General features: G+C 57.1%; 11 protein-coding genes and 1 pseudogene. 11 read left to right on the top strand and 1 reads right to left on the bottom strand.

The annotated features are described in order from the left end of the window. The first annotated feature begins 125 nt into the window (after positions 1 to 125). The 11 genes and pseudogenes from hpf (at position 126) to argH (ending at position 14,541) form a co-directional block, all read left to right on the top strand. Entirely contained in the window at positions 126 to 680 is a 555-nt protein-coding gene (gene hpf / locus JMF85_RS05295; protein WP_054800137.1) for a ribosome hibernation-promoting factor, HPF/YfiA family, read from the top strand. Positions 681 to 1,033: 353 nt separating this feature from the next. Continuing rightward, positions 1,034 to 3,537: pseudogene (gene secA / locus JMF85_RS05300) on the top strand (preprotein translocase subunit SecA). A gap of 103 nt (positions 3,538 to 3,640) precedes the next feature. Further along, positions 3,641 to 4,760, top strand: a protein-coding gene (prfB, locus tag JMF85_RS05305) for a peptide chain release factor 2 (protein ID WP_141336200.1) whose coding sequence is annotated in 2 segments (ribosomal slippage) — positions 3,641 to 3,712 and positions 3,714 to 4,760 — 1,119 coding nt in all. Because the reading frame shifts where the segments join, the coding sequence is not laid out codon by codon here. Between the two features lie 297 nt (positions 4,761 to 5,057). After that, the gene (locus JMF85_RS05310) at positions 5,058 to 5,939 is read left to right on the top strand and encodes a YitT family protein (RefSeq protein WP_230876240.1); all 882 of its coding nucleotides are present in this window, start codon (positions 5,058 to 5,060) and stop codon (positions 5,937 to 5,939) included. A 145-nt stretch (positions 5,940 to 6,084) separates the two neighbouring features. Further along, positions 6,085 to 7,134, top strand: coding sequence for an N-acetyl-gamma-glutamyl-phosphate reductase (gene argC / locus JMF85_RS05315; protein WP_141336199.1), 1,050 nt, complete (start codon positions 6,085 to 6,087; stop codon positions 7,132 to 7,134). 22 nt (positions 7,135 to 7,156) lie between these two features. After that, positions 7,157 to 8,386 carry a bifunctional glutamate N-acetyltransferase/amino-acid acetyltransferase ArgJ gene (argJ, locus tag JMF85_RS05320; RefSeq protein WP_201317863.1) on the top strand — a complete coding sequence of 410 codons (1,230 nt, stop codon included), beginning with the start codon at positions 7,157 to 7,159 and terminating at the stop codon, positions 8,384 to 8,386. 378 nt (positions 8,387 to 8,764) lie between these two features. Next, entirely contained in the window at positions 8,765 to 9,547 is a 783-nt protein-coding gene (gene argB / locus JMF85_RS05325) for an acetylglutamate kinase (RefSeq protein WP_127608678.1), read from the top strand. Positions 9,548 to 9,581: 34 nt separating this feature from the next. Then, entirely contained in the window at positions 9,582 to 10,772 is a 1,191-nt protein-coding gene (locus tag JMF85_RS05330) for an acetylornithine transaminase (protein ID WP_127608679.1), read from the top strand. 68 nt (positions 10,773 to 10,840) lie between these two features. Next, positions 10,841 to 11,800 (top strand): ornithine carbamoyltransferase, encoded by a 960-nt coding sequence (argF, locus tag JMF85_RS05335; RefSeq protein WP_127608680.1) that lies wholly within the window; start codon positions 10,841 to 10,843, stop codon positions 11,798 to 11,800. 73 nt (positions 11,801 to 11,873) lie between these two features. Next, on the top strand, positions 11,874 to 13,112 hold the full coding sequence (locus JMF85_RS05340) for an argininosuccinate synthase (RefSeq protein ID WP_127608681.1): 1,239 nt from the start codon (positions 11,874 to 11,876) through the stop codon (positions 13,110 to 13,112). A gap of 13 nt (positions 13,113 to 13,125) precedes the next feature. After that, positions 13,126 to 14,541, top strand: coding sequence for an argininosuccinate lyase (gene argH / locus JMF85_RS05345; RefSeq protein ID WP_201317864.1), 1,416 nt, complete (start codon positions 13,126 to 13,128; stop codon positions 14,539 to 14,541). Between the two features lie 125 nt (positions 14,542 to 14,666). Here argH and JMF85_RS05350 read toward each other — a convergent pair whose 3' ends face one another. Beyond that, positions 14,667 to 16,160 (bottom strand): VanW family protein, encoded by a 1,494-nt coding sequence (locus tag JMF85_RS05350; RefSeq protein WP_201317865.1) that lies wholly within the window; start codon positions 16,158 to 16,160, stop codon positions 14,667 to 14,669. Positions 16,161 to 16,330: the final 170 nt, after the last annotated feature.

Here is a 16,330-nt window from a genome sequence, read left to right on the forward strand (position 1 = left end):
CTTATACTTTTAGTATGCACATAAAATTATTTAAATATTTTGTAAACTTTAATCGAGATTTTGCAGGATTTTTAATGGGCGAAGGGGAATATAGTATAGCGTAGGAATGAAAGGAGGAGTAGTACATGAAATTCAACATTCGTGGTGAAAACATCGAGGTAACGGAAGCATTAAGAGACCATGTTGAGAAAAAGCTGAGCAGGCTGGAAAGGTACATTGAAGCTCCCCCTACATCTGAAGTTCATGTAACGTTAAGCGTCGTTAAAGGCATGCAAACCGTGGAGGTCACGGTGCCGCTCACCGGGTTTATGCTGCGGGCGGAGGAGAAGCACGCCGATCTGTATGCGGCAGTCGATCTGGTCGTTGACAAGCTGGAACGTCAAATCCGCAAAGCGAAAACGAAGGCGAACCGCAAGGTGCGTCAAGCTGGAGGACTGAAGGATCTGTTCCGCTCCGGCTCCGAGCAGAGTGCGGCGGCGGTCCTTGATGAAGAGGAAGAATTCGAACTTGTCCGAACGAAGAGGTTTACGTTAAAGCCCATGGATATTGACGAAGCGATTCTCCAAATGAACATGGTTGGCCATAATTTCTTTGTTTTTGCAAATTCCGACACATCTCAAGTCAATGTTGTGTACAAGCGCAACGATGGCAAATACGGGCTCATCGAACCGGCGCTTTAATGCCGTTCTAACCCCATGCAAACAACCGAGCTTGCCTGATCGCTGAAGCGTGCATCCCTGGATGCCGCTCCCGTTCAGGCGGGCTCTTTTTTATCTTGGAAAGTTCGGGAAGCTCCAGCATCGAGGCGTACTGAAACTTTTTCGGGCCGCATGCGTTTAAAGGGTGTGACTTCCATGCCAGAACTTTAAGAGCCGTTCTATGCTTGGGCGATAAAGACGTCGTAAGTAAATTGGGCGGGATGTGGGATACTAATCCAATGGTGTTAATTCCAGTGTTTTGTTGCGATGGCTGGCGCAAACTGCTACAATTTAGTCTATGGATTACGGTTCGATAAAGGAAGGGGATTAGCAGCATGCTAGGACTCGTGAAGAAGATTTTTGGGGATTCGAATGAACGTGAATTGAAACGGATGTGGAAAGCCGTTGAGTATATCAACTCGCTGGAGCCTAGCATTGAGGTGTTATCGGACCAGGAGCTACGGCACAAAACGGTAGAGTTTCGCGCACGGCTGGAAAAGGGCGAGGAACTCGACGACTTGCTGCCGGAGGCATTCGCCGTTGTTAGGGAGGCGTCCAAACGCGTACTCGGCAAGCGTCATTACGATGTGCAGCTGATCGGGGGCATGACGCTGCACGAAGGGCGCATTGCGGAGATGCGGACAGGGGAAGGTAAAACGCTGGTAGGCACCCTGCCGGTTTATTTGAATGCCCTGCTGGGCAAAGGCGTGCATGTAGTCACCGTCAATGACTACTTGGCGACGCGCGATAGCGCCGAGATGGGCAAAATATACGAATTTCTCGGGATGACCGTCGGGGTTAACCTGCCGCAGCTTTCGCATGCGGAAAAGCAGCAGGCTTATGCATGCGACGTTACGTACGGAACGAACAATGAATTCGGCTTCGACTACTTGCGCGACAACATGGTCGTGTATAAAGAGCAGATGGTGCAGCGGCCGCTTTATTATGCGGTCATTGACGAGGTGGACTCGATCCTCGTCGACGAAGCCCGGACACCTCTCATTATTTCCGGACAAGCCGCCAAGTCGACGGACTTGTACTACATGGCCGATCACTTCGTCAGCAAGCTGAAGGAAGAAGAGGATTATATCATCGACGTGAAGCTGCGCAGTGTGTCGCTGACCGAAGAAGGCGTGGCGAAGGCGGAGAAAGCGTTCGGCATCGAAAACTTGTTCGATCATGAGCATGTAACCTTGAACCACCATATTCAACAAGCGTTGAAAGCCCACGCAATTATGCGGCTGGACGTCGATTACGTCGTGCAGGAAGGCGAGATCGTCATCGTTGACGAATTTACGGGCCGCCTCATGGTCGGCCGTCGCTATAGCGAAGGTTTGCATCAGGCGATCGAAGCGAAGGAGAAGCTGCAGGTACAGAACGAGTCGATGACGCTGGCAACGATCACACTGCAGAATTACTTCCGGATGTACCGCAAGCTGTCGGGGATGACCGGTACGGCGAAGACGGAAGAAGAAGAGCTGAAGAAAATTTACGGCCTCGATGTCATTGTCGTGCCGACGAACCGGCCGATGATCCGTCAGGATTTGCCGGACGTTGTATACAAGTCGGTAGCCAGCAAATTTCGTGCGGTTGTGAACGAGATCGTGGAACGTCACAAAAAAAGCAGCCGGTGCTGGTCGGTACGATTTCGATCGAGAACTCCGAACGCTTGTCCGAGATGCTGAAGAAAAAAGGCGTGCCGCATAAAGTTTTGAACGCCAAGTATCACGCTGAAGAAGCGGAGATCGTCTCCCGCGCCGGTCAACCGGGCGCCGTAACGATCGCCACCAACATGGCCGGCCGCGGTACGGACATCACGCTCGGCGAAGGAGTGGCGGAGCTCGGCGGTCTGCATATTATAGGTACGGAACGTCATGAAAGCCGACGGATCGACAACCAGCTGCGCGGTCGTGCCGGACGGCAAGGCGACCCGGGTTCTTCCCAGTTTTACTTGTCGCTGGAGGATGAGCTGATGCGCCGCTTCGGAGCCGAGAACATCATGGGCATGATGGATCGCCTTGGCTTCGAGGAAGATCAGCCGATCGAGAGCAAGCTGATCTCCAGGGCGATCGAATCCGCGCAGAAGCGGGTGGAAGGCAACAACTTCGATGTGCGGAAAGTGGTCCTGCAGTATGACGACGTGATGAATCAGCAGCGGGAAATTATTTACAAGCAGCGCCGCGAGGTCATTGAATCGGAAAATATCCGCGACATCGTGCTCGGCATGATGCTGCCGGTCATCGACCGGATCGTGGAAGCGCATTGCCCGGACGATCTGGTGCCGGAAGAGTGGGATTTGCAAGCGATTGTCGACTTCGGCAACGGTACGTTCCTTCATGAAGGCCAACTGACGGCTGATGAGCTGTGGGGCAAAGAGAAGGAAGATATTATTCAATACATCAAGGATTTGGTTACGCGTCTGTATGAAGAGCGGGAGAAGCAGATCGGCGAGGAGTTTTTCCGTGAATTCGAGAAGGTCGTGGTGCTTCGCGCCGTAGACAGCAAGTGGATGGACCATATCGATGCGATGGATCAACTGCGTCAAGGCATCCATCTCCGTGCATACGGCGGTACGGACCCGCTGCGTGAATACCAGTTCGAAGGCTACGAGATGTTCCAGGAGATGGTTCAGAGCATCCAGGAAGAAGTTGCGACGTACGTTATGAAGGCGCACGTGGAGACGAACCTGGTACGCGAAGCGGTCATCGATGAGCATGAGATTGCGACGAATGCCGAGCCTGCGGTCAAGAAGCCGATCGTCAACAAGGACGTTATTGGCCGCAATGATTTGTGTCCGTGCGGCAGCGGGAAGAAATATAAGCAGTGTCACGGCGTATAAGCCGCGATTGATGCAGCGAATAGAAAGGGGAGGTCGGGCCGTGGCTCCGGTCTCCTTTTTCCACGAGGACAAACAAAATTAAGCATAAGAGGTGCGATGAGATATGTTAGAAGCAGACGTGAAGCGGGATTTACAAGAAACGGCCAAACGATTGGCTGAGCTTAGGGGGTCTCTTTGACTTAGATCTGAAGCTGGAGCAAATTGCCGATTACGAAGAGAAGATGTCGGCGCCTGATTTCTGGGATGACAACGAAAAGGCGCAGAAGCTGATTGCCGAGATGAACGCCGTCAAGGGCGGTGTCGATCAGTTCCAGGCGCTTGCCAGCGAATATGAGGATCTCGAAGTGCTGGTCGAGCTGCTGCAGGAAGAGCAGGATGAGAGCATGGTTGGCGACATCACGTCGGGAATCGCCGCGCTGGTGAAGAAGCTTGAAGCGTTCGAGCTGCAGCTGCTGCTGAGCCAGCCTTACGACAAGCTCGATGCGATTCTGGAGCTGCATCCGGGCGCGGGTGGCACCGAGTCGCAGGACTGGGCGGAGATGCTGCTGCGGATGTACCGTCGCTGGGCGGAGAAGCGGGACTTCAAGGTGGAAGTGCTTGATTATTTGCCCGGTGATGAAGCGGGGGTCAAGAGCGTGACGCTGCTGATTAAAGGTTACAACGCCTACGGTTACTTGAAGGCGGAGAAGGGCGTGCACAGGCTCGTAAGGATTTCGCCGTTCGACGCTTCAGGCAGGCGTCATACGTCGTTCGTGTCCTGCGATGTCATGCCGGAGATTGACGACGATGTCGAGGTCGAGATCCGAACCGAGGACCTTAAGGTGGATACGTACCGTTCCTCCGGTGCGGGCGGACAGCACATCAACACGACCGATTCGGCGGTGCGGATTACGCACATACCGACGGGGGTCGTCGTCAGCTGCCAAACGGAGCGTTCGCAGATCAAGAACCGCGAACGCGCGATGAAGATGCTGCGCTCGAAGCTGTACGAGAAGAAGATCGAGGAGCAGCAAAAGCATCTTGCGGAGATTCGCGGCGAAGTGTCCGATATCGCGTGGGGCAGCCAAATTCGTTCGTATGTCTTCCACCCGTACAGCATGGTGAAAGACCATCGGACGCAAGCGGAGACGGGCAACGTGGGCGCTGTTATGGACGGCGAGCTGGATATGTTCATCGACGCCTACTTGCGCCAGCAGATCGCGAAACCTTCGAAAGATAGCTAAGCGCAACATAATTTCGGGATACCCAGCTGATCCTACATGAAAGCAACCGCTTGGAATGGGCGATGTCGTCCGGCCTCCGAGGAAGGATAAAGCCGACGGGGCGGATGCTAACGTGTAGGATTTTTCGCGTGGAACGGGGTGACGACCTTGGAAAAACGAAGCGAACGGAAGAAAAGCAAGAAAGCGAAGAAGGACGAGTTGAACAACCGGCCGTGGGAAGAGCTCTCGGCCAATCCGGAGCTGGAAGCGGATGCACAGGCGGCTCCAGCCCAACCGCTCGGACCCAGAGCGGATCGTTTGCGGCGAAATCGCCGTAAAGGACGCCAAGCGCTTCGGGGCGGGTGGCGGAGGGCTTGGGAATTTATGCTGCTGGCGATCGGTTCTTCCATGATCGCTCTAAGCTTCAATCTGTTTTTTTATCCCAATCAGTTGGCTTCGGGCGGCGTAACGGGCATAAGCATTATCGTCCAAAAGCTGTTTGGCGTCGAGCCGGCATTTACGCAGTGGGGACTGAATATTCCCTTGTTTCTTATAGGGGTGCTGCTGCTGGGGCGAAACTTCGGGATCAAAACGGCAATCGGCTCCGTCCTTCTGCCGCTGCTGGTCCTTGTCACGCGGAACGTGCCTTCCCTCACAAGCAATGTGCTGCTGGCCAGTATATATGGGGGGATTCTGCTCGGGGTAGGCATTGGGCTTGTTTATCGGGGACGCGGCTCGACGGGCGGTTTTTCGGTGGCGGCGCAAGTTTTACATAAGTATACGGGAATCGGATTCGGGCTGTGCGTGGCGCTGCTCGACGGGGCGGTCATCGTCGCGGCAGGCATCTTCATTTCGCCAGAGAATGCGATGTATGCGTTAATTGGCTTGTTCGTCACCAGCAAAACGATCAATGTCGTGCAGTTGGGGCTAAGTTATTCGAAAGTGGCGTTTATTATTTCGGAGGCGGCCGAGGACATTCGCGAGGTGATTTTATACGAGCTGGACCGCGGTTTGACGAAATTGCATGCAACCGGCGGATACACCGGGGAGGCGCGTACGGTACTTATGGTCGTTGTCGGCCAAACGGAAGTGACCCGGTTGAAGGAGCTTGTACGGGCGGTCGATCCCGGCGCCTTCGTCATCTTGAGCGATACAAACGAGGTGCTCGGTGAAGGGTTCAAAATCGCGGGGCAGGCTTAACGAATGAATGAGGCGGCCATGGGTAAGAGTGGCTTGCGCCCTGCCGGACATTGGGTTACGATGAAAAAAGTTGGGAAAAAAGAAATTGAATTTTTATACCTTCGAATGTATAATAATACATAGTTTTTTAAGTGGAGGGACGGCTATGTCTACGAAATTAAGAGCGGCTATCGTCGGTTCGACCGGTTACGGCGGTGTGGAACTCATTCGCTTTTTACTTGCGCATCCTTATGTGGAAATCACTTCCGTAATCTCGTCGTCTGCCTCCGGGGCGCCGATTGCGGACGGATATCCGCATTTGAATCAGATCGTGACCGAGCGCCTGGACGGTATCGACATTGAGCTCATCCGCGGTAAAGCAGACGTTGTGTTTCTCGCAACGCCGCACGGCGTCAGCATCGACTTGTCGCCGAAGCTGCTGGATGCAGGGCTGAAGGTCATCGACTTGTCGGGCGATTTCCGTTTGAAGGACGGTCAGGTGTACGAGCAATGGTATAAGCATAAACCGGCGGATGCGTCGTATTTAGATAGAGCGGTATACGGCTTGTGCGAGCTGTTCGGTGCAGACGTGCCCGGGGCGCAGTTCATCTCCAACCCGGGTTGCTACCCGACGGCGACCATTCTTGGGCTTGCTCCGCTTGCAGCCAAGCGTTGGATTGACTTGAAGTCGATCATTGTCGACGCGAAGTCGGGGGTGTCGGGCGCGGGGCGCGGACTCAGCCAAGTTGTGCATTACGCGGAAATTAATGAAAATTTTCTGGCTTATAAGGTGAACCGTCATCAGCATACGCCGGAAATCGAGCAAGCGATCGGACGTTTGGCCGGCGAAGAAGCGACGATTACGTTCACGACGCATTTGGTGCCGATGACGCGCGGCATTATGTCGACGATCTACGTGAACTTGAAGCAAGCGCGCAGCGAGGACGAAATTTTCGACTTGTTCCGGAGTTATTACGAGGGACGCTCGTTCGTGCGAATTCGCGACAAGGGCAAGTACCCGGGGACGAAAGAAGTGTTCGGCTCCAACTATTGTGATATCGGGCTTTCGCTCGATTCGCGTACAGGTCGCTTGACGATCATTTCCGTCATAGACAACATGGTTAAAGGGGCAGCCGGACAGGCGATTCAAAACTTGAACTTGATGATGGGCTGGGATGAAACGACGGGTCTGACGTTCACCCCGGTATATCCATAAACGCGGAGGACGGGGGAAGGACATGTCGACAGCGCAACATAATTTTGTGGTGGTGCCTGAAGGTTCGGTGACGACACCGAAAGGGTTTCAAGCAGGCGGACTGCACTGCGGTTTGAAAAAGACGGAGCGCCATGATCTGGGCGCGATTTATTGCGAGGTGCCGGCGAGCGCGGCGGGCGTGTACACGCTCAACCAGTTCCAAGCGGCTCCGCTGCGCGTGACGCAGGAGAGCATCGCGCAGGGAGGCAAGCTGCAAGCGATGCTGGTCAATAGCGGGAACGCGAACGCGTGCACCGGCCAGCAGGGTGAAGACGACGCCCGGGCGATGCGGGCTGCGGGCGCGAAGGTGTTCGGCGTTGCCGAGCATCTGGTCGGCGTAACGTCGACCGGCGTCATCGGCGAGCTGCTGCCGATGGACAAAGTGCTGGGCGGCATCGAGAAGCTGCGGGCGCAGGTGAAGGCTGACGGCGGAGACGATTTCTGTCAAGCGATCTTGACAACGGATCTGGTGAAGAAAGAATTGTGCGTGCAGCTCACCGTCGGCGGGCAAACGGTACATATCGCCGGAGCGGCCAAGGGCTCGGGCATGATTCATCCGAACATGGCGACGATGCTGGGGTTCATGACGACCGATGCGAACATCGAAAGCGCGCATCTCCAGAAGCTGCTGAATGATATTACGGATTCTACCTTCAATATGATTACGGTCGACGGGGACACGAGCACGAACGATATGGTCGTAGCGATGGCCAGCGGCTTGGCGGGCAACGATAGCTTGACGCCGGACCATCCGGACTGGGCGGCATTCGCCGCCGGCTTCAACTACGTCGGTGAATACCTCGCCAAAGCGATCGCACGCGACGGTGAAGGCGCAACGAAGCTGATCGAAGTGACGGTGGCGCATGCCGAATCCCGTGAAGCGGCCCGTGCCATCGCGAAGACCGTCATCGGCTCAAGCCTCGTGAAATCGGCATGCTTTGGCGCGGATGCCAACTGGGGCCGCATCATCGCAGCCGTCGGGCGCGCGGGCTATCCCGTCCAAACCGAGACGGTCGATATCCGCCTCGGCGATATTCCGGTGCTGGAGCAATCCCGCCCGGTGAAATTCGATGAGGAGCGCGCGGCCGAGTATCTCAAAGGCGAGCTCGTCCAAATTTACGTCGACCTGAACATGGGCGACGCCTCGGCGACAGCCTGGGGCTGCGACCTCACGTACGACTATGTGCGGATTAACGCCGCTTATCGGACTTAGGTTGTTGGATGTACTCGTTTGAGCATGTGGGGGCTGCGGCTTATCGCGGCCGTGGAAGGATTGTGCTTATCGAGGACGCGGCGAATCCGTCCAATGATAAGCAACCCCGTGCTCGAACTAAAGCTTCATAACGAAGGCATAACGCGGCTCCTTGCAGGCCGCCCGAACGATACACAAGAAGCAGCGCATAGCTCCCAGGCCCACGTACCGGAAGAACGCCGACTGGTAAGCGTGCACCGGCACGGTGCGAGAAGCGATCCCACACACCGACGTCTCATCAACGGCGGCCACGTGGTAGTCACGTACTCTTTCGGGGGCTTGGGGCGAAGCGCGCAGGGTCCTCCGCCTTCGGGAAGGGGGAAAGAGGGGGATGCGAACATGTTTGTAATGAAATGCGGCGGCAGCACATTAGCGGCGCTGCCGGACGTCTTTTTCGAAGACTTGACCCGGCTGCAGGCCGAAGGCGAAATTCCCGTCATCGTGCATGGCGGCGGTCCGGCGATCTCGGACACGCTGGGCAAGCTGGGCATCGAGACGGAGTTCGTGAACGGGCTGCGCAAAACGAACGAGGCAGTGCTCGACGTCGTCGAGATGGTGCTGGCCGGGCAAATTAATAAACAGATCGTGCGCAACATTCAGCGCTCCGGCGCGAACGCGGTCGGCCTGTCCGGCGTGGACGGCCATCTCATTCAGGCGCAGCCTGTGGCGAACGCGCACGAAGTCGGACTCGTCGGCGACGTGACGCGTGTGAACGCCGAGCTCATTCAAGGCATTGTCGGCATGGGCTACATGCCGGTTATTGCGCCGGTTGGCATCGGAGCCGACGGCGGACAGCGGTACAACATCAACGCCGACACGGCGGCCGGAGCGGTCGCATCGCATCTCGGCGTGGAGCGGATGATCGTCGTCACCGACGTGCCGGGCATCCTGAAGACGGTGGATGGCGAGAAGCGGGTGCTGCCTTCCGTCACCGTGCGGGAAATCGACGAGATGATCGCAAGCGGCGATATTTACGGCGGGATGATCCCGAAAGTGCGTGCAGCCGTGCAGTGCATTCAAGGCGAGGTGCGCGAGGTTGTGATCGTGAACGGATCGGAGCCGCAAGTGTTAAGCAAAGTGCTGAAGGGCGAAGGCATCGGCACCCGCATCGTCAAAGCGTAGAGAAATTATTTTCACATATAAAGGAGTGAACGACATGGGAGAGGCTCAAAGCGCATTGTTTCCGAATTACGCCAGATATCCTTTTACGTTTGTGAAGGGGGAAGGCAGCCGGTTGTGGGATGAGAACGGCAAGGAGTACCTGGACCTGATGTGCGGCTTAGCCGTCACGAACCTCGGGCATGCGCCGAAGCAGGTGACCGAGCGCTTGAAGGAGCAGGTGGATACGCTCTGGCACACGAGCAACCTGTTCCACATCCCGGGGCAGGAGAGGCTGGCCCAGCTGCTTGTGGAGAACAGCTGCACAGACGCCGTCTTCTTCTGCAACAGCGGAGCGGAGGCGAACGAAGCGGCGATCAAGATCGCCCGCAGATACTATCAGAAGGTCATTAACCAGCCGGAGCGCTACGAGATCATCACCTTCAACATGTCGTTCCACGGACGGACCTTGGCTACGTTGACGGCAACCGGGCAGGATAAGGTGAAGGAAGGCTTCTCCCCGCTGCCGGAGGGTTTCGTATATGCGCCGTACAACGACGCGGATGCGGTGGAGAAGCTCATCACGGGGAAAACGTGCGCCATCATGCTGGAACTCGTCCAAGGCGAGGGCGGCGTTATCCCAGCCGATCCGGACTTCGTGAAGGCTGTAGCGAACCTGTGCGAGCGGCACGGCCTGCTCCTCATTCTGGATGAAATCCAAACCGGCATCGGCCGGACGGGCAAGCTGTTCGCTTACGAGCACTTCGGCATCGAGCCGGACCTCGTGACCTTGGCGAAAGGGCTGGGCAGCGGCATGCCGATCGGGGCGCTACTCGGGAAAGAGAAGCTGCGTACCGCTTTCGCGGCCGGCTCCCACGGGACGACGTTCGGCGGCAACTACTTGTCCACGGCGGCCGGATTGGCGACGCTGGAGACGATGCTGCAGGAGAACGTGTCGGAGCGTGCGGCTGAGATGGGCAGTTATATCATGAGCGAGTTGAAAAGCAGGCTCGCCGGCAATCCGCTCGTCGAGACGATCCGCGGACTGGGCATGCTGATCGGCATCCAATTGACGGGATCGGGCGCGGAGCTGATCAAGTCGATTCACGAGCAAGGCGTGCTTGTCGTGCCGGCCGGACCGAACGTCATTCGTTTGGCCCCGAGCCTGCTGATCTCCAAGGAAGACATCGACCGCGGACTGGACACGATCTGCCAGACGTTGGCGAAAGCGGCGGCGGCAGCGGTATAGAGGAGCCTGAACGTTTCAAGCAAAGCAGAATTGGCGATTACTTTGTGAAAGTGAAGGGAGCTGCATCCATGACGGAAACGGCAGAGCAGGAAGATATGGCGGTACAATTGAAGGGCCGCGATTTTATCGGGTTGGTGGACTATACGTCGGAGGAAATCCGGTATTTGATCGATTTGGCGATTGAGCTGAAGCGGAAGCAGAAAGCGGGAGAGACGTACCAGCCGTTGAAGGGCAAGACGCTGGGGATGATTTTCGAGAAGTCTTCGACGCGGACGCGGGTGTCTTTTGAAGTGGGCATGTACCAGCTGGGCGGCCATGCGCTGTTTCTGAGCAGGAACGACCTGCAGATCGGCCGCGGCGAAACGATTCACGATACGGCGCAGACAATGTCCCGGTACCTCGACGGCATCATGATCCGGACCTATGCGCACCGGACGGTCATCGAGCTGGCGCGCAACGCCACGGTCCCGGTCATCAACGGGCTGACGGATCTGTCCCACCCTTGTCAGGCGCTGGCGGACTACCAAACCGTGCTCGAAAAAAAGGGCCGCCTCGAAGGCCTCAAAGTGGCTTATATCGGAGACGGTAACAACATGGTGCACTCGCTCTTGATGGGCGCAGCCAAGCTGGGTATCAACTTTGCCGTAGCGACGCCGAAAGGCTACGAGCCGGACAACGAAGTGCTGGAGCTTTCGCGCGAAATGGCGGCTAAGACGGGCGCCGGCATTTATGTAGGCACCGATGCGAAAGAAGCGGTGGCGAACGCGGACGTCGTGTATACGGACGTGTGGGCGAGCATGGGGTTTGAAGCCGAGCAGAAGGAGCGGGAAATCGCGTTCAAGGATTACCAGGTGAACGAGGCGCTCGTGAAATACGCGAAACCGGATTACTTGTTCATGCACTGCCTGCCGGCGCACCGTGGGGAAGAAGTGTCGGAAGGTGTCATTGACGGCAAAAACTCGGTCATTTTCGATCAAGCGGAGAACCGGCTGCATGCCCAGAAAGCGGTTATGGCCGCTATTATGTAATCATCGCCGGAAGCCAGGCGCGTAAGGCATAAGTGAAAGCGTGAGGATAAATCAGAAGGAGAGCGGGAACGACATGGCAAAGCAAAAAATCGTATTGGCGTATTCGGGCGGGTTGGATACGTCCATCATCTTGAAATGGTTGAAGGAAACGTACGACGCAGAAATTATCGCCTTCACCGCCGATATCGGACAGAAGGATGAGCTCGACGGTCTTGAGGAAAAAGCGCTGAACACCGGCGCGTCTAAAGTATACATCGACGACCTGCGCGAAGAGTTCGCGCGCGACTTCATTTTCCCGATGTTCCAGGCGGGCGCCCTGTATGAAGGGCAGTACTTGCTTGGCACGAGCATTGCGCGTCCATTGATCGCGAAGCGGATGGTCGAGATCGCACGCGCGGAAGGCGCTACCGCCATCGCGCACGGGGCGACGGGCAAAGGCAACGACCAAGTGCGCTTCGAATTGACAGCCGCGGCTTTGACGCCGGATGTCGAAGTCATCGCGCCATGGCGGCTGGAAAATTTCCGCGAGGAGTTCCCGGGCCGCGCCGAAATGATCGCCTTCGCCGAGAAGCACGGCATTAACGTGACGGCTTCCGCCGCGAAGCCGTATTCGATGGACCGCAACCTGCTGCACATTAGCTACGAGAGCGGCGTGCTGGAGGATCCTTGGTTCGATCCGAGCGCGCCTGAGAACAAGGACATGTTCCTGCTCAGCGTCGATCCTGCGGATGCGCCGGACGAAGCGGAATACATCGAGCTTGAGTTCGAGCAAGGCAACTGCGTTGCGATCAACGGCGAGCGGATGATTCCGCTGCACATCATGGAGAAGCTGAACGAACTCGGCGGCAAGCACGGCGTGGGCCGCGTCGACATGGTCGAAAACCGCTTCGTCGGCATGAAGAGCCGCGGCGTGTACGAGACGCCGGGCGGGACGATCCTGTTCACCGCTCACCGTAAGATCGAGTCGATCACGATGGACCGCGAAGTGATGCACTTGCGCGACTCCTTGATTCCGAAATATGCTTCGCTCGTGTACAACGGCTTCTGGTACGCACCGGAGCGTCTGGCCATTCAAGCGCTGGTGACCGAGAGCCAGAAGAATGTAACGGGTACGGTTCGCTTGAAGCTGTTCAAAGGCAACGTCATCGGCGCCGGCGTGAAAAGCCCGGTCAGCTTGTACAACCCGCACATCGCGACGATGGAAGCCGATCCGACGAAAGCGTACGACCAAGGCGATGCCACAGGCTTTATTCGCCTCAATGCGCTCCGTTTGCGCGTAGCGGCTGGCGTCCATCAGAACGACGGGAAATAGGGGGCAATAATACGTGTCGAAGCTTTGGGGCGGACGATTTACGAAGAAAACCGACCAATTGGTCGAAGAATATACGGCTTCTATTTTGTTTGACAAGGAGTTGGCCGAGGAGGACGTGCAGGGCAGCATGGCGCACGTCACCATGCTCGGCAAATGCGGAATTCTGCCGGCGGACGATGTCGAGAAAATCAAAGACGGGCTTCTCAAGGTGCAAGGGATGATTCGCCGCGGCGAGCTCGAATTCTCGGTCAGCGATGAAGACATTCATATGAATATCGAGAAAGCGCTGATCGACGAAGTCGGTTCGGTCGGCGGCAAGCTGCATACGGGCCGGAGCCGGAACGACCAAGTGGCTACCGATATGCACCTGTGGCTGCGCAAGCGGGTCGTGGAATTCGTCGGACTGCTGAACAAAGTGCAGGAAGCGCTAATCGAGCAGGCGAAGAATAACCTGGATACGATCGTACCGGGGTATACCCACCTGCAGCGGGCGCAGCCGATTTTGTTCGCGCACCATCTGCTCGCCTACGTGTCGATGTTCCAGCGCGACGCCGAGCGTTTGCAGGACAGCTACAAGCGCGTCAACGTCCTGCCGCTCGGAGCCGGGGCGCTGGCCGGGACGACGTTCCCGATCGACCGCCATTTTGTCGCCGAGCAGCTTGGGTTCGATCGCGTGTACGAGAACTCGCTCGATGCGGTGAGCGACCGGGATTTTATACTGGAGTTCCTGTCGAACGCTTCGATGATTATGATGCACTTGTCGCGGCTGAGCGAGGAATTTGTCATGTGGTCCAGCACGGAGTTCCGGTTTGTCGAATTGGACGACGCCTTCTGTACGGGCAGCAGCATCATGCCGCAGAAGAAAAATCCGGACGTTGCCGAGCTCGTGCGGGGCAAAACCGGTCGTGTGTACGGCAACCTGTTCGGACTGCTGACCGTGCTGAAGTCGCTGCCGCTCGCGTATAACAAGGACATGCAGGAAGACAAAGAAGGCATGTTCGACACCGTTCGCACGCTCCAGGGCGCGCTGCAGCTGTATGCGCCGATGATTGCGACGATGAAGGTGAATAAGGACCGGATGAGACAAGCCGTGAACCAGGATTTCTCCAATGCGACCGACATTGCGGACTATTTGGTTAACAAAGGCATGCCATTCCGTCAAGCGCATGAAGTGATCGGGAAAACGGTGCTCTACTGCATCCAAAACCACAAGTATTTGCTCGACCTGAAGCTGGAGGAGTATCACCAGTTCTCCAAGCTGTTCGATCAAGACATCTACCAGGTGCTCCAACCGGAGAGTGTCGTGAATGCGCGCAACGTGTACGGCGGAACGGCTACGGCGCAGGTGAGCGCGGCTGTCGAACGGGCGGAAGCGGCGCTTGCGGTCTCGATCGCTTGGTTTGATGAGTTTTACGCGAAAAGCAGATAAGTCGCGCCTGAAGTTATAAAGCGCAGAAAACCTGCGGAAGCGGTTCGGGTCTCTCGAAAGAGAGCGGAACCGCTTCCGCAGGTTTTTTTATTGATCGGTTTACAGGCTAGCGGCTGCCGTATGCATTAACGGAAGCTGGGCCCCTTTACGCCGTCCTCGACATAAGGGACGGGCGAATCTCCGGTAGGATGCGGGGACGAGCGATCCGCTCCGGAGCCGGAACCCGTATTGATCGCAATGACGGTCGGCTGTGCGGCATAGGTGTCTCTCGATATTTTCTCCCGGCCGATAATGTTCCCGTTCTTCTTCTGAATACGGTAAGTTTCGACAATGTAGCCGGGCTTTCCTTTGACGACGATTTCGCTTTTGCCTTTGCGCAGCGACGGGTTGTGCACATATTTTGTCGAAGGCTGCAAGGTGTCGACCGTTACGGATTCGACATCAAAGGTCGTATCGGGAGGTGTCTGCCCGAACAGCTTGACCTTCAGCTCGCTTCCGTCCGCATAGGTGCGGATCAACATATAGAAGTTCGTGCTGTTACGGAACTTGAAGTTGATATGGCCGCTGGCGAACGTCGCGTCTTGACCTAGCGGCACGTAGCTGACGGGCAGCGAATGGTTCCGCCGCTCAACAATCGTGAGTCCGGCGCGGAGCACGGCGTTGTACAGCGTCGACGAGACCTGGCAGATGCCTCCGCCGATGCCGGGGACGAGCTTGCCGTTGACGATGACCGGCGCCTCGCGGTAGCCGGCTGTTTTCTCCGTTTGTTCGATAAAGGGAGCGTAATCGAAGACGGCGCCGGGCGCGAGCAGGACGTCTTGCAGCGAGGCGGCTGTCGCTTGCACGTTATGCAGCCTACCTGCCGAGCCTGCGGCGGAACCGGCAGCCGGCGGGTAGCGGGTGGCGAATTCGCCGATTTTGCGCACAATGCCCTGCTGCTGCAGCGACTGGACCGTCACCGCCGGGTTCACCGTGCGCATCGGCACGTCCAGCGCGAGGGGCGGCGCGGAGGCCGCGTCGGCCACCTGCACCTCCCACGCGGGCAGCGCGGCAGCGAGCCGTTCCCCAAGCTGCGGCTCATCGATGCGCCGGGCCGGTTTTTCCGGCGCATAGTCGATCGTATCGTCCGGGCGGATGATCCGGACGGCGTCTTTCGGCTGTTCGCGGTACACGGGCGCGAACGCTTCCTGCAGCGCAGCTCCAAGCTTCTCTGGCGCAAGGGCCGGGCGAATCGCCCAGTCGCCCCCCCTTGCTTGCCAGCGCGCCCAGGCGCGGTGAAACAGCGAGCCTTCCCGCAGGCTTGCGATCCGCTGCCGCAGCGGTTGTTCGTCCAGCTCGATCCCCAGCTGCCCGAGCGTGAGTTGCGCGCTGCCGCCTCCGGTCCCGTCTGCCGGTGGCACTGACAGTTTCATGGACTGGCCGAGGAAAGCGGCTTTGCGCTGGCTCACTTGCGCATCGAACTCGGCGTACGTGATTCCGCCGACAGGCCAGTTTCCGAGATGAACGCCAGCAGGGATGCGGGAAGAGGAGCCGTAAGCGGCGAAAGCCGCGCAGCCGACCAAGGCCGTGGCTAAGACGCCAATGGCAACAGGACCGAGTATTCGGTTCCAGGTATGCATAAGCGGGTCTCCTTTGTCCAAATAAGCTCGTACTTAAATAGTTTCAAATATATGCGAGTGTCGGACGAAACTTGCCACTGCCTGGATCGGGAGCCGACAGTTCCCCGCTGAATCGATGCGCTTTGACCGATCGTAAAGGCAAGCGTTGCTCCGAATGCGAAATGAATTGT

The sequence above is a fragment of the Paenibacillus sp. EPM92 genome (assembly GCF_016586185.1).
In the GTDB taxonomy this organism is placed as follows: domain Bacteria; phylum Bacillota; class Bacilli; order Paenibacillales; family NBRC-103111; genus Paenibacillus_G; species Paenibacillus_G validus.

Bases quoted from the DNA above. Each gene is read 5' to 3' on its own strand.
- hpf (WP_054800137.1), top strand. From the start codon at position 126: ATGAAATTCAACATTCGTGGTGAAAACATCGAGGTAACGGAAGCATTA.
- argC (WP_141336199.1), top strand. From the start codon at position 6,085: ATGTCTACGAAATTAAGAGCGGCTATCGTCGGTTCGACCGGTTACGGC.
- argJ (WP_201317863.1), top strand. From the start codon at position 7,157: ATGTCGACAGCGCAACATAATTTTGTGGTGGTGCCTGAAGGTTCGGTG.
- argB (WP_127608678.1), top strand. From the start codon at position 8,765: ATGTTTGTAATGAAATGCGGCGGCAGCACATTAGCGGCGCTGCCGGAC.
- JMF85_RS05330 (WP_127608679.1), top strand. From the start codon at position 9,582: ATGGGAGAGGCTCAAAGCGCATTGTTTCCGAATTACGCCAGATATCCT.
- argF (WP_127608680.1), top strand. From the start codon at position 10,841: ATGACGGAAACGGCAGAGCAGGAAGATATGGCGGTACAATTGAAGGGC.
- JMF85_RS05340 (WP_127608681.1), top strand. From the start codon at position 11,874: ATGGCAAAGCAAAAAATCGTATTGGCGTATTCGGGCGGGTTGGATACG.
- JMF85_RS05350 (WP_201317865.1), bottom strand. From the start codon at position 16,160: ATGCATACCTGGAACCGAATACTCGGTCCTGTTGCCATTGGCGTCTTA.